Origin of the sequence: Staphylococcus schweitzeri (assembly GCF_002902405.1) — a bacterium.
GTDB classification, from domain to species: Bacteria; Bacillota; Bacilli; order Staphylococcales; family Staphylococcaceae; genus Staphylococcus; species Staphylococcus schweitzeri.
In genome coordinates, this window is record NZ_PPQS01000012.1 from 74,633 (window position 1) to 88,663 (window position 14,031).

The following is a 14,031-nucleotide window of genomic DNA, read 5'->3' on the forward strand; positions in this document are numbered from 1 at the left end:
TCAGACTGAGTAATTCCTGTTGTTTGAGAACGAGGGGGATTTTCTATTGAAGCGGATTTAGATCTTGAATAAACAATATTAAGTTAAAAATAGAAGCTTTAATTTTGAATATTTAACACACTATTTATTTCTTCTAAATCGACATGATACATCGGTTTGCCATTTAATAAAATAAATGGTGTTGAAAATGCATCATAATCCATCATCTCAATTCGATACTTATTATTATTGATGTTCTTTTCTTTAAAAGTCACTTGATGTTCAGTTAAATAATTTTTTAAAAAAGTACAAGGTGGACAATCGTTTTGTGTATAAATGATAATATTTGTCATATGAAACGCTCCTTCATTTTTCTAAATTAATATACACAATTATACTGTGAAATACAAATTTGTGAACACATTGTGAACTGACATAAATTATACACAATTTCATAGCGCATAATGTTTCAAATATGCGCGTAATAGCAATTATAATTAAGTTCATTGTGTTGTCATCAAAAAAAGAAAAAGGTGATGTTTTTATATGGATACAGTTGAAATCAGTCGGTTTTTGACAGCTATGACTTTAGCAGTTCATATCATTTTTGCAACGATTGGTGTTGGTATGCCTTTAATGTTCGCAATTGCAGAATTTTTAGGTATTCGCAAAAATGATCTTCAATATATAGCTATGGCCAAAAGATGGGCTAAGGCTTATACAATTACTGTAGCAGTGGGAGTTGTTACAGGTACAATTATAGGACTTCAATTATCATTGATTTGGCCTACATTTATGGAAATGGGTGGACACGTTATTGCACTTCCATTATTTATGGAAACATTTGCATTCTTTTTTGAAGCAATATTCTTAAGTATATATTTATATACATGGGATCGTTTTAAAAATAAATGGACACATTTCATAATTAGTATACCGGTAATCATTGGTGGGTCATTCTCTGCATTCTTTATCACTTCAGTGAACTCATTTATGAATACACCGGCAGGATTTGAATTGAAAAACGGGAAAATGGTTAATGTACAGCCATTAGAAGCAATGTTCAATCCATCATTTATTGTGCGTTCTTTTCACGTAATTACAACAGCTGGTATGACAATGGCATTTGTAATTGCATCAATTGCAGCTTTCAAATTATTACGAAATCGTCAGCCAAAAGATAAAGGTTACCATAAAAAAGCTTTAAAAATGTCCATGATAGTTGGATTTTTTTCAACTTTACTGTCTATGCTGGCAGGGGATTTATCGGCAAAATTCTTGCATAAATTTCAACCTGAAAAATTAGCAGCATATGAATGGCATTTCGATACTTCATCACATGCTAAATTATTACTGTTTGGTGTATTAGATGAAAAAACGCATCAAGTCAAAGGTGCTATCGAATTGCCAGGATTATTAAGCTTCCTTGCAGATAATAGTGTTAAAACAAAAGTACAAGGTTTAAATGATTTTCCAAAAAGTTTACATCCGCCTATGATTGTCCATTATTTCTTTGATTTAATGGTAACGATGGGAATTTTATGTTTTGTCATTTCAGGTGTTTATGTTTTAACGTTAATGTTTAAAAAGCTGAGAAAATTCTCAACTCACAAATGGCTCCTTTATGGGATACTTCTAACAGGACCAGCTTCAATGCTAGCTATAGAATTTGGATGGTTCTTAACAGAGATGGGTAGACAGCCTTGGATTGTTCGTGGTTATATGCGCGTAGCAGAAGCAGCAACACAAGCAGGCGGAATAACCTTCGTTACAATTTTATTTGGCATATTGTACATCATTTTAATGTATACATGTGCATACGTATTAATACGTATGTTTAAAAATAAACCGGCGTATGAAGATGTCAATCGTCTAGCCAAGAAGCAAGGAGGAGAAAAAGAAAAATGATTTATGCATTTATCGGTATAACAGTGTTATGGTTGTTTTTATTTTGCTATATCATTATTGCTTCTATAGATTTTGGGGCAGGTTTCTTCGCATTGCATTCAAAGTTAACTGGTGATGAAAAGAAAATTAATCACTTAATTTCACGTTATTTGAACCCAGTATGGGAAGTTACGAATGTATTCTTTGTTTTCTTTTTTGTTGGTTTTGTTGGATTCTTTCCAGAATCAATTAAATATTTAGGTACAGTGTTATTAATTCCAGGATCTATTGCTTTAATCATGATTTCATTAAGAAATAGTTTTTATGCCTTTGAAAATTATGGTCAAGATACAAAATTAGCATGGATGATCATGTATGGGGTAAGTGGATTATTAATTCCAGCTTCATTATCAACTGCTTTAACTATTACAGAAGGTGGTTATATTAATGTTCGAAACAATGTTATCGATCTAGATTGGGTGCAGTTACTATTAAGCCCATTTGCTTGGTCTGTAGTATTCTTGGCAATTATATCAGTATTGTATATTTCATCAGGATTTTTAACATATTATGCGAAAAAGGCTAATGATGAGCCAGCATATCTTTTAACTAGACAGTGGCATATATTTTTAGGACCACCTATGATCATTATTTGCTTATTTGTATTTTTATCATTAAGAATTCAAAATGCAGAACATTTTTACTCAGCAGTTTTTGAATATTGGTGGATGTTTGCTATAAGTTTCATATTTTTTGCTTTAGCATCACTTTTAACATATTTAAAAAAACATCATGGTTGGGCTTTTGTATTTGTTATTTTACAGATGATGTTCGCATTCTTTGGTTATGGTATAAGTAAGTTGCCATACTTACTATATCCGTTTGTAAAAATTACAGATGCATACGTAAATCCTGAAATGGGTTGGACATTAGTAATTGTCTTTATTTTAGGTTTACTTTTATTACTTCCATCGTTAATATTATTATTAAGGTTATTTGTTTTCGACAAAGAATATGTTGAAGGAAAGAAATCATAAATTGTGATGTAACCCCAACATTCATTTACTTGCATTCCTGCAATTAGATTAATTCGTTGGGGTTCTCATTTATATTAGTTCGGATTTTAATTTATTAAAGAATTAATGAATATAATTTGATGGAGGGCGAATATGGGTAAAGAGTATGTTGTCATTGGACTTGGCCGATTTGGCGGTAGTATAGTTCGCGAATTGAATGCATTAGACATGGATGTAATGGCTATTGACTATGATGAAAATAGAGTGAATGAATATAGTGATATTGCTACACATGCAGTAGTTGCTGATACAACTGATGAAGCAGTAATGAAGAGTTTAGGTATTCGTAATTTTGATCATGTCATTGTTGCTATAGGTGAAAATATTCAGTCAAGTACGTTAACGACGTTGATTTTAAAAGAGTTAGGTGTGAAAAAAGTTACAGCGAAAGCACAAAATGATTATCATGCAAAAATATTGAATAAAATTGGTGCTGATACGGTAGTTCATCCTGAACGTGATATGGGTAGACGTATAGCACACAATGTTGCAAGTGCTAGTGTGTTAGACTACCTTGAATTAGCTGATGAACATTCTATTGTTGAATTGAAAGCTACTGAAAAGATGGCAGGGCAATCTATTATAGATTTAGATATTCGTGCACAATATGGTATTAATATCATTGCTATCAAACGAGGTAAAGATTTTATCATATCACCAAATCCAAATATTAATTTAGAAATTGGTGATATTCTAATTATGATTGGTCATGATAATGATTTAAATCGTTTCGAAAAGAATATTGCAACTAGATAAGAAACAAATACGAGCATAAAAGACGTAAATTTAAAACAATTAGAACAAGTTTTATTAAATAATGATGATACAAATAAAAGGGATTGATGTTAAATTTTTGATTTTTCATCAATCCCTTTTTTAAACAAAAAACTACTAACACATGATATGTTCAATAACATAAGATATTGTGTTAGTAGTTTTATAAATATTATTTATTTTTTGTTTCTTTTTGTTCGTTAACTTTCATGATAACTGGTAAAATCATAGGTTTTCTAGCTGTTTTTTCATATAGATAAGGTTGTAAGGTTTCGATAATGGAAGATTTAATTTGATGCCATTGAATATCTTTGTTTTGGTTTAACTTACTAATAACATCAGTTTTAATTTTGCGTTGTGCATCATAAATTAATTGACCAGATTCTCTCATATATACGAATCCTCGTGAAATAATATCAGGACCTGACAATAATTTATTAGTGTTAAAATCAATACTTACAACAACAATCACAAGACCTTCTTCTGATAACATTTTACGGTCTCTAATTACAACATTACCAATATCCCCAATGCCGCTACCATCAACTAGTACATTGCCGGATGGTATACGTCCGGCCTTACGAGCGGAATCATGTGTTAATGCTAAGACGTCGCCAATATCAAAGATAAAGACATTATCCTCTTCAACGCCACATTCTACACCAGTTTCACCATGCGCTTTTAACATACGATATTCACCGTGAATTGGTAAGAAGTATTTAGGTTTAATCAGACGTAACATTAACTGTTGATCACCTTGAGAACCGTGACCCGAAGTATGGATGTTAGAAATCTTGCTATGAATAACATCAGCACCAGCTTTATATAGCGCATTTATTGTTCTATTAATACTTTTAGTATTACCTGGAATAGGTGATGAACTAAATACAACTGTATCATCTGGAATAATTTTAATTTGTTTATGCGTTCCATTAGCAATTCGTGATAATGCAGCCATTGGTTCGCCTTGAGAACCGGTACATAAAATTAATAATTCATGTTTAGGTACAGTATTAATTTTATTTGGTTCAATAAATGTTTCTGGTGGTGCTTTTATATAGCCAAGTTCCATACCGATTTTAATATTGTTCTCCATTGAACGACCGAATGTAACAATTTTACGGTTATTTTTAATTGCTGCTTCAACAGCTTGCTGAACACGATAAATGTTAGATGCAAAAGTAGCAAAAATAATTCTACCTTTACAATTACGGAAAATCTTATCTACGTTTTGACCAACTTCACGTTCACTTAAAGTAAAATCTGGTACAAGTGAATTTGTAGAGTCAGAAAGTAAACATAATACGCCTTCTTCACCTAATTGAGCCATTTTTGCAATGTTTGCTGGTTTACCAACTGGAGTAAAATCGAATTTAAAGTCACCAGTATGGACAATTTTTCCTTCAGGTGTATCAACTATTACACCATACGTTTCAGGAATGCTGTGTGTAGTTAAATAGAATGAAATTGTGAAATGCTTAGATTTGATAACACTATCTTCATTTATTTCATGTAATTTAGCTGTACGTAATAAGTGATGTTCTTCAAGTTTATTTCGGATTAAACCTAATGCTAATGGACCGCCGTAAATAGGTATATTAAGTTGTTTTAATAGGAAGGGCACACCGCCTATATGGTCTTCATGACCATGCGTAATAAATAGGCCAACAATTTTATCTTGGTTTTGTTCTAGATAAGTGTAGTCAGGAATGACGTAGTCAATACCTAATAAGTTATCATCAGGGAATTTAATACCTGCATCGATAATGACGATTTCGTCTTTATACTCTACTGCATAAGTATTTTTACCAATTTCACCTAGACCTCCAAGAGCATATACACCTACTTCATTTTGATGTAATTGTTTCATTATTTAGCAATCTCCACATTGAAGTGTTCTGAATTTTCTTTTTCGTAATCTAAATGTGCGCCCTCTAATTTAGTAATAAATTCAATGTTAAAATTACGATCTTTCAAGTAACGACGTACTTGTTCTTCTGTTTGAGCTTCAACATAAAGCGATTGTGTATTCTCACGCACAATTACTTCATCTCTATTATGTTGATAAAAAACTTTAAATACTGCCATGTTAAAAATTCCTCCTAAGAATGTTTGTTTAATTTATTGTTAATCCTAGTAAAAATCGAAATGTAGTATCTACGATAAAATCATTTTTATTGCAAATCATTTTATGAACCTAAAAATTGATTTAACAATTATATTGATTAGAAACTAGGGTCATCTTGTCGTTCATTTTAAAAAGTTAGTGAAACATCACTAAAATTTCAGTTAAATCTTATTTTACATGATGAATGATAATAAATAAAGCAGTTTATCTCACTGAAAAGCTAGGATTTTGAATAAAAGTACAGTTGGATTTATAAAAATAAATTCACACATTAGGAAATGCTAATAAGAAAGATTTAATGTTTATAATTTAAACTGTTAATTTTGATGAGGAAATCAGCAAATTTAATGAAGAAAAATCGTATATGCACATGAGTAAAATTAAAACATAGTACTTTGTTATAAAAAAGGTTCAAGACTATTCTTTGTCTTGAACCTCCAAAATCATAATATTATTTAGACGCCTACAGCATCTGCATGTGGTTGTAACGGATGATCTTTGTCAATATGATCATAAAACATTACACCATTTAAATGATCTATTTCATGTTGGAATACGATGGCGGGGTAACCTTTTAATCTTAATTGAATATCATTGCCTTCGATGTCTTTCGCTTTAATCGTAATACGATTATGACGATGAACAAGACCAGCAATGTTTTCATCAACACTTAGGCAACCTTCACCAGTAGGTAAATACGCTTCTTGTACACTATGGCTAACAATTTTCGGGTTTACAAGCATATAGTCATAGGCCTTGCCATTTCCATCATCCGGTATAAGTACTGCAATCATGCGTTTAGATATGTTTATTTGTGGAGCTGCTAAACCAACACCTGAACGTAGTCCATAGCGTTTAGCAATTTCTTCATCTTGGCTGTTCACTAAAAATTCTCTCATTGCGATTAAAGTTTCTTTATCTTCATTAGATAAAGGCAATTCTAATTCGGCAGCTTTTTGACGTAATGTAGGGTGCCCATCTCTAATAATATCTTTCATTGTTAACATATAATACACCTTCCTTAATTGTTGTTTTAATTTGTTTTAGTTGAATGACAGTAAGAAGGTTGTTAAGATACTCATACATTTCAATTAATATTATAAAAACGAACCTAATACCATCATAATTTATTTCGGATAGTAATTTAAATTTTTATGTGTTAAGAATTGCATTTAAAATTGTCCAAGTGAGCTTTGTATTGCAATTTTAATATAGAATTTCAATTATCTTCTTAACTTTAAAAATTATATTATAAATTACGCAACTGTCAACAAATATACTTAAGAGGAGCATTAGGATATAAGTTGTTTAAAAATTGATTTCCGATAAGATTTTATTTATCATTTATTTATATAGCAAGTGGAGGTACAAGTAATGAAATTTGGAAAAACAGTCGCAGTAGTATTAGCATCAAGTGTCTTACTTGCCGGATGTACTACAGATAAAAAAGAAATCAAGGCGTATATAGAGCAAATGGATAAAATTAAGAAAGACGAAGAACCAATCAATTCAGTTGGTAAAAAGATTGCTGAATTAGACGAGAAAAAGAATAAACTAACTTCTAATGCAAATAGTCAAGATGCATCAGTCCGAGAAAAAGCCGTCAAAGATTTAATTAAAAATGCAGATGAACGACTCAAGGAATTTAAAAAAGAAGAGGATGCAATCAAAAAATCTGAACAAGACTATAAAAAAGCAGGGAGTCATATCGATACCATTGGAAATGATGTTAAACGTAAAGAGGTAGAGCAACTTAATGATGCGTTAAAAGAAAAATATAAGTTGCACGTTAAATATGCAGAAGCATATAAAACAGCTGTCAATTCAGAAAAAGCTTTATTTGAATATTTAAGTCAAAATGACGCTACACAACAAGGTGTAAAAGAAAAAGAAAAAACAATCGGACAAAACTATAAAAAATTAAAAGAAATAACAGATAAATATTCAAAAGTAAATAAAAAGATTGCAAGAGAAAAACAAGATGTAAATCAGTTCGTATAAAATAATGATACAGGTAACAAGAAACAACTAATACAGTTTCTATTATCTGTATCTTTTTTATTAAAACAGAACTTTTTCAAATGGTTTAACAGTGCCATTTATTTATGGTACAATTAATTAGGATAAAATGAATTTCTATACAATTATGGGAAAGGTATGGTGAATTGAATGGCTCCTAAGTTACAAGCCCAATTCGATGCAGTAAAAGTTTTAAATGATACTCAATCGAAATTTGAAATGGTTCAAATTTTGGATGAGAATGGTAACGTCGTAAATGAAGACTTAGTACCTGATCTTACGGATGAACAATTAGTAGAATTAATGGAAAGAATGGTATGGACTCGAATCCTTGACCAACGTTCTATCTCATTAAACAGACAAGGACGTTTAGGTTTCTATGCACCAACTGCTGGTCAAGAAGCATCACAATTAGCGTCTCAATACGCTTTAGAAAAAGAAGATTACATCTTACCTGGATACAGAGATGTTCCTCAAATTATTTGGCATGGTTTACCATTAACAGAAGCTTTCTTATTCTCAAGAGGTCACTTCAAAGGAAATCAATTCCCTGAAGGTGTTAATGCATTAAGCCCACAAATCATTATTGGTGCGCAATATATCCAAGCTGCTGGTGTTGCTTTCGCACTTAAAAAACGTGGTAAAAAAGCAGTAGCAATCACATACACTGGTGACGGTGGTTCATCACAAGGTGATTTCTACGAAGGTATTAACTTTGCAGCAGCTTATAAAGCACCTGCAATTTTCGTTATTCAAAATAATAACTATGCAATTTCAACTCCAAGAAGCAAGCAAACTGCTGCTGAGACATTAGCTCAAAAAGCAATCGCTGTAGGTATTCCTGGTATCCAAGTTGATGGTATGGATGCATTAGCTGTATATCAAGCAACTAAAGAGGCACGTGATCGCGCTGTTGCAGGCGAGGGTCCAACATTAATTGAAACTATGACTTACCGTTATGGTCCACATACAATGGCTGGTGACGATCCAACTCGTTACAGAACTTCAGATGAAGATGCTGAATGGGAGAAAAAAGATCCATTAGTACGTTTCCGTAAATTCCTTGAAAACAAAGGTTTATGGAATGAAGAAAAAGAAAATGAAGTTATTGAACGTGCGAAATCTGATATTAAAGCAGCAATCAAAGAGGCTGATAACACTGAAAAACAAACTGTTACTTCTCTAATGGAAATTATGTATGAAGATATGCCTCAAAACTTAGCAGAACAATATGAAATTTACAAAGAGAAGGAGTCGAAGTAAGCCATGGCACAAATGACAATGGTTCAAGCGATTAATGACGCGCTTAAAACTGAACTTAAAAATAACCAAGATGTATTAATTTTTGGTGAAGACGTTGGTGTTAACGGCGGTGTTTTCCGTGTTACTGAAGGACTACAAAAAGAATTTGGTGAAGATAGAGTATTCGATACACCATTAGCTGAATCTGGAATCGGTGGTTTAGCAATGGGTCTTGCAGTTGAAGGATTCCGTCCAGTTATGGAAGTACAATTCTTAGGTTTCGTATTTGAAGTATTTGATGCAATTGCTGGACAAATTGCTCGTACACGTTTCCGTTCAGGTGGTACTAAAACTGCACCTGTTACAATTCGTAGCCCATTCGGCGGTGGCGTTCACACACCTGAATTACACGCAGATAACTTAGAAGGTATTTTAGCTCAATCTCCTGGTCTTAAAGTTGTAATTCCTTCAGGCCCATATGACGCTAAAGGTTTATTAATTTCTTCTATTAGAAGTAATGACCCAGTCGTATATTTAGAACATATGAAATTATATCGTTCATTCCGTGAAGAAGTACCTGAAGAAGAATATACAATTGACATTGGTAAAGCGAATGTTAAAAAAGAAGGTAACGACATTTCAATCATCACTTATGGTGCAATGGTTCAAGAATCAATGAAAGCTGCAGAAGAACTTGAAAAAGATGGTTACTCTGTTGAAGTTATTGACTTACGTACTGTTCAACCACTTGATGTAGATACAATAGTAGCTTCAGTTGAAAAAACTGGTCGTGCACTTGTTGTTCAAGAAGCACAACGTCAAGCAGGTGTTGGTGCAGCAGTAGTGGCTGAAATTAGTGAACGTGCAATCCTTTCATTAGAAGCTCCAATCGGAAGAGTTGCAGCGGCAGATACTATTTATCCATTCACACAAGCTGAAAATGTTTGGTTACCAAACAAAAACGACATCATCGAAAAAGCAAAAGAAACTTTAGAATTTTAATTAATATAAAAATTAACGAAGTTAGCGTATTTTAGTCTTATTGATTAAAATAAAATGATTAATTTGCGAAATCTAGGAGGGCAAAAACGTGGCATTTGAATTTAGATTACCCGATATCGGGGAAGGTATCCACGAAGGTGAAATTGTAAAATGGTTTGTTAAAGCTGGAGATACTATTGAAGAAGACGATGTTTTAGCAGAAGTACAAAACGACAAATCAGTAGTAGAAATTCCTTCACCAGTTTCTGGTACTGTAGAAGAAGTAGTTGTTGAAGAAGGTACAGTAGCTGTAGTAGGTGATGTAATTGTTAGAATCGATGCACCAGATGCAGAAGATATGCAATTTAAAGGTCATGATGATGATTCATCAGCTAAAGAAGAACCAGCTAAAGAGGAAGCGCCAGCTGAACAAGCACCAGCAGCAACTCAAAGTGAAGAAGTAGATGAAAACAGAACTGTAAAAGCAATGCCATCAGTGCGTAAATACGCTCGTGAAAAAGGTGTTAATATTAAAGCAGTTCCAGGTTCAGGTAAAAATGGTCGTATTACTAAAGAAGATGTTGATGCATACTTAAATGGTGGTGCACCAGCAGCTACTAATGAATCAGCTGCTTCAGCTTCAACTGAAGAAGTTGCTGAAACACCAGCAGCACCAGCAGCAGTATCATTAGAAGGTGACTTCCCAGAAACAACTGAAAAAATCCCAGCAATGCGTAGAGCAATTGCAAAAGCAATGGTTAACTCTAAACATACTGCGCCTCACGTAACATTAATGGATGAAATTGATGTTCAAGCATTATGGGATCACCGTAAGAAATTTAAAGAAATTGCAGCTGAACAAGGTACTAAATTAACATTCTTACCTTATGTTGTTAAAGCACTTGTTTCTGCATTGAAAAAATACCCAGCACTTAACACTTCATTCAATGAAGAAGCTGGTGAAATCGTTCATAAACATTACTGGAATATTGGTATTGCAGCAGACACTGATAGAGGATTATTAGTACCTGTTGTTAAACATGCTGATCGTAAGTCTATTTTCCAAATTTCAGATGAAATTAATGAATTAGCTGTTAAAGCACGTGATGGTAAATTAACAGCCGATGAAATGAAAGGTGCTACATGTACAATCAGTAATATCGGTTCAGCTGGTGGACAATGGTTCACTCCAGTTATCAATCACCCAGAAGTAGCAATCTTAGGAATTGGCCGTATTGCTCAAAAACCAATCGTTAAAGATGGTGAAATTGTTGCTGCACCAGTATTAGCATTATCATTAAGCTTTGACCACAGACAAATCGATGGTGCAACTGGACAAAATGCAATGAATCATATTAAACGTTTATTAAATAATCCAGAATTATTATTAATGGAGGGGTAAAACATGGTAGTTGGAGATTTCCCAATTGAAACAGATACTATTGTAATCGGAGCAGGTCCTGGTGGATACGTTGCAGCAATTCGTGCAGCTCAATTAGGACAAAAAGTAACAATCGTTGAGAAAGGTAATTTAGGTGGTGTATGCTTAAACGTTGGTTGTATTCCTTCTAAAGCATTACTACATGCTTCTCACCGTTTTGTTGAAGCACAACATTCTGAAAACTTAGGTGTTATTGCTGAGAGCGTTTCATTAAACTTCCAAAAAGTTCAAGAATTCAAGTCATCAGTTGTAAACAAATTAACTGGTGGTGTTGAAGGCTTACTTAAAGGTAACAAAGTAAACATCGTTAAAGGTGAAGCATATTTCGTAGATAACAATAGCTTACGTGTTATGGACGAAAAAAGTGCGCAAACATACAACTTTAAAAATGCAATTATTGCAACAGGTTCAAGACCAATTGAAATTCCTAATTTCAAATTTGGTAAACGTGTTATCGACTCAACAGGTGCTTTAAACTTACAAGAAGTACCAGGAAAATTAGTTGTAGTTGGTGGAGGATACATTGGTTCTGAGTTAGGTACAGCATTTGCTAACTTTGGTTCAGAAGTAACTATCCTTGAAGGTGCTAAAGATATTTTAGGTGGCTTCGAAAAACAAATGACACAACCTGTTAAAAAAGGTATGAAAGAAAAAGGTGTTGAAATCGTTACTGAGGCTATGGCTAAATCAGCTGAAGAAACAGATAACGGTGTTAAAGTTACTTATGAAGCTAAAGGTGAAGAAAAAGCAATCGAAGCTGATTATGTATTAGTAACTGTAGGTCGTCGTCCAAATACTGATGAATTAGGTCTTGAAGAATTAGGCATTAAATTTGCAGATCGTGGATTATTAGAAGTTGACAAACAAAGCCGTACTTCTATCAGCAATATCTATGCAATTGGTGATATCGTTCCAGGTTTACCACTTGCTCACAAAGCTAGCTATGAAGCTAAAGTTGCTGCTGAAGCAATTGATGGTCAAGCTGCTGAAGTGGATTATATTGGTATGCCAGCAGTATGCTTTACTGAACCAGAATTAGCTACAGTTGGTTATTCAGAAGCACAAGCTAAAGAAGAAGGTTTAGCAATTAAAGCTTCTAAATTCCCATACGCAGCAAATGGTCGTGCTTTATCATTAGATGATACTAACGGATTTGTTAAACTTATTACACTTAAAGAAGATGATACTTTAATTGGCGCTCAAGTAGTAGGTACTGGTGCATCAGATATTATCTCTGAGTTAGGTTTAGCAATTGAAGCTGGTATGAATGCTGAAGATATCGCATTAACTATCCATGCGCATCCAACATTAGGTGAGATGACTATGGAAGCAGCTGAAAAAGCTATCGGATACCCAATCCATACAATGTAATTTCTGATTTTATAAAGATTCATTCTTTTAGAGCTGTAGCGCTTGCTACGGCTCTTTTTAATGTATGACTAATTTATTTAGTATATTAAAACCAAAGTATTATAAAATACTATTTCGATATCAAAATGACATGTTATACTAGCGTTGCTAATAAATGAGTGGAGGTGGTTTTCAATGGAATATGAATATCCTATCGATTTAGACTGGAGCAATGAGGAAATGCTTTCAGTAATAACATTTTTTAATCATGTTGAAAAATATTATGAATCAGGAGTTAATGCAGGCAAATTTATGCAAGCGTATAAAGTATTTAAATCAATAGTTCCTGGCAAAGCGGAAGAGAAGCAAATTTTCAATACATTTGAAAAAAGTAGCGGATACAATAGTTACAAAGCTGTTCAAAATGTTAAAGCTCACACTGAAGATCAATATGTGACAGCAAAATAATAATTTGTTTGAAAGGATAAATTTTAAAGAGATTTTTCGATAAAATCTATTGCTAATAAAGCTATATTTTGGTACCTTTATCAAGTGTTAAACAAAATGTTTGATAATAGTAAACTTAATATAGCTTTTTTAGGTGGAAAAATAATGAACATAGGTAATAAAATTAAAAATCTTAGAAGAATTAAAAATCTCACGCAAGAAGAACTTGCTGAACGTACAGACTTATCAAAAGGATATATATCACAAATTGAAAGTGAACATGCATCGCCAAGTATGGAAACATTTTTAAACATCATTGAGGTATTAGGAACAACACCCAGTGATTTTTTTAAAGAAACTGAAAATGAAAAAGTGTTATATAAGAAGGCAGAGCAAGTTATTTATGATGAATATGATGAAGGTTACATATTAAATTGGTTAGTATCTAAATCAAACGAATATGATATGGAGCCATTGATTCTCACGTTAAAGCCTGGTGCTTCATATAAAACTTTTAATCCATCAGAGTCTGATACATTTATTTATTGCATGTCAGGTCAAATTACACTTAATTTAGGTAAAGAAATATATCAAGCACAAGAAGAAGACGTTTTGTATTTTAAAGCGCGTGACAATCATCGCTTATCTAATGAATCAAACGTTGAAACACGAATACTTATTGTAGCAACAGCTTCATATTTATAGGG

Annotated in this window: 14 protein-coding genes; 10 read left to right on the forward strand and 4 right to left on the reverse strand. The window is 32.8% G+C overall.

Going from position 1 to position 14,031, the window contains the following annotated elements:
- Nucleotides 1-98: 98 nt before the first annotated feature.
- On the reverse strand, nucleotides 99-332 hold the full coding sequence (locus CD116_RS02760; protein ID WP_047424856.1) for a glutaredoxin family protein: 234 nt from the start codon (nucleotides 330-332) through the stop codon (nucleotides 99-101).
- 193 nt (nucleotides 333-525) lie between these two features.
- Here CD116_RS02760 and CD116_RS02765 point away from each other — a divergent pair, with 193 nt between their 5' ends.
- The 3 genes from CD116_RS02765 (at nucleotide 526) to CD116_RS02775 (ending at nucleotide 3,698) form a co-directional block, all read left to right on the forward strand.
- Nucleotides 526-1,887: a cytochrome ubiquinol oxidase subunit I gene (locus CD116_RS02765; RefSeq protein ID WP_047550859.1), complete on the forward strand. Its 1,362-nt coding sequence runs from the start codon at nucleotides 526-528 to the stop codon at nucleotides 1,885-1,887.
- Nucleotides 1,884-2,903 carry a cytochrome d ubiquinol oxidase subunit II gene (locus tag CD116_RS02770; RefSeq protein ID WP_047424860.1) on the forward strand — a complete coding sequence of 340 codons (1,020 nt, stop codon included), beginning with the start codon at nucleotides 1,884-1,886 and terminating at the stop codon, nucleotides 2,901-2,903. The genes CD116_RS02765 and CD116_RS02770 overlap by 4 nt, the downstream gene beginning before the upstream one ends.
- Nucleotides 2,904-3,035: 132 nt before the next feature.
- On the forward strand, nucleotides 3,036-3,698 hold the full coding sequence (locus CD116_RS02775; RefSeq protein ID WP_000514292.1) for a potassium channel family protein: 663 nt from the start codon (nucleotides 3,036-3,038) through the stop codon (nucleotides 3,696-3,698).
- 190 nt (nucleotides 3,699-3,888) lie between these two features.
- Here CD116_RS02775 and rnjA read toward each other — a convergent pair whose 3' ends face one another.
- The 3 genes from rnjA to def form a co-directional block, all read right to left on the reverse strand.
- Nucleotides 3,889-5,586 carry a ribonuclease J1 gene (gene rnjA / locus CD116_RS02780; protein ID WP_047424862.1) on the reverse strand — a complete coding sequence of 566 codons (1,698 nt, stop codon included), beginning with the start codon at nucleotides 5,584-5,586 and terminating at the stop codon, nucleotides 3,889-3,891.
- Nucleotides 5,586-5,804: a DNA-dependent RNA polymerase subunit epsilon gene (locus CD116_RS02785; protein WP_000257888.1), complete on the reverse strand. Its 219-nt coding sequence runs from the start codon at nucleotides 5,802-5,804 to the stop codon at nucleotides 5,586-5,588. Before CD116_RS02785 ends, rnjA begins: the two co-directional genes overlap by 1 nt.
- A gap of 495 nt (nucleotides 5,805-6,299) precedes the next feature.
- Nucleotides 6,300-6,851: a peptide deformylase gene (gene def / locus CD116_RS02790; protein ID WP_047424865.1), complete on the reverse strand. Its 552-nt coding sequence runs from the start codon at nucleotides 6,849-6,851 to the stop codon at nucleotides 6,300-6,302.
- A 367-nt stretch (nucleotides 6,852-7,218) separates the two neighbouring features.
- Between def and CD116_RS02795 the strand changes: the two genes are divergently transcribed.
- The 7 genes from CD116_RS02795 (at nucleotide 7,219) to CD116_RS02825 (ending at nucleotide 14,029) form a co-directional block, all read left to right on the forward strand.
- On the forward strand, nucleotides 7,219-7,845 hold the full coding sequence (locus tag CD116_RS02795; RefSeq protein WP_047550864.1) for a YkyA family protein: 627 nt from the start codon (nucleotides 7,219-7,221) through the stop codon (nucleotides 7,843-7,845).
- 168 nt (nucleotides 7,846-8,013) lie between these two features.
- Entirely contained in the window at nucleotides 8,014-9,126 is a 1,113-nt protein-coding gene (gene pdhA, locus CD116_RS02800) for a pyruvate dehydrogenase (acetyl-transferring) E1 component subunit alpha (RefSeq protein WP_047424869.1), read from the forward strand.
- A gap of 3 nt (nucleotides 9,127-9,129) precedes the next feature.
- Entirely contained in the window at nucleotides 9,130-10,107 is a 978-nt protein-coding gene (locus CD116_RS02805) for an alpha-ketoacid dehydrogenase subunit beta (RefSeq protein WP_047550866.1), read from the forward strand.
- A gap of 88 nt (nucleotides 10,108-10,195) precedes the next feature.
- Nucleotides 10,196-11,488 (forward strand): dihydrolipoamide acetyltransferase family protein, encoded by a 1,293-nt coding sequence (locus CD116_RS02810; RefSeq protein ID WP_047447557.1) that lies wholly within the window; start codon nucleotides 10,196-10,198, stop codon nucleotides 11,486-11,488.
- Nucleotides 11,489-11,491: 3 nt separating this feature from the next.
- A complete protein-coding gene (gene lpdA, locus CD116_RS02815; protein ID WP_047550869.1) occupies nucleotides 11,492-12,898 on the forward strand; it encodes a dihydrolipoyl dehydrogenase in 1,407 nt (468 codons plus the stop codon).
- Nucleotides 12,899-13,072: 174 nt separating this feature from the next.
- Complete coding sequence (locus tag CD116_RS02820) at nucleotides 13,073-13,345, forward strand: UPF0223 family protein (protein WP_047424876.1); 273 nt, start codon at nucleotides 13,073-13,075, stop codon at nucleotides 13,343-13,345.
- 144 nt (nucleotides 13,346-13,489) lie between these two features.
- Nucleotides 13,490-14,029 (forward strand): helix-turn-helix domain-containing protein, encoded by a 540-nt coding sequence (locus CD116_RS02825; protein WP_047550872.1) that lies wholly within the window; start codon nucleotides 13,490-13,492, stop codon nucleotides 14,027-14,029.
- The last annotated feature ends 2 nt before the right edge of the window (nucleotides 14,030-14,031 follow it).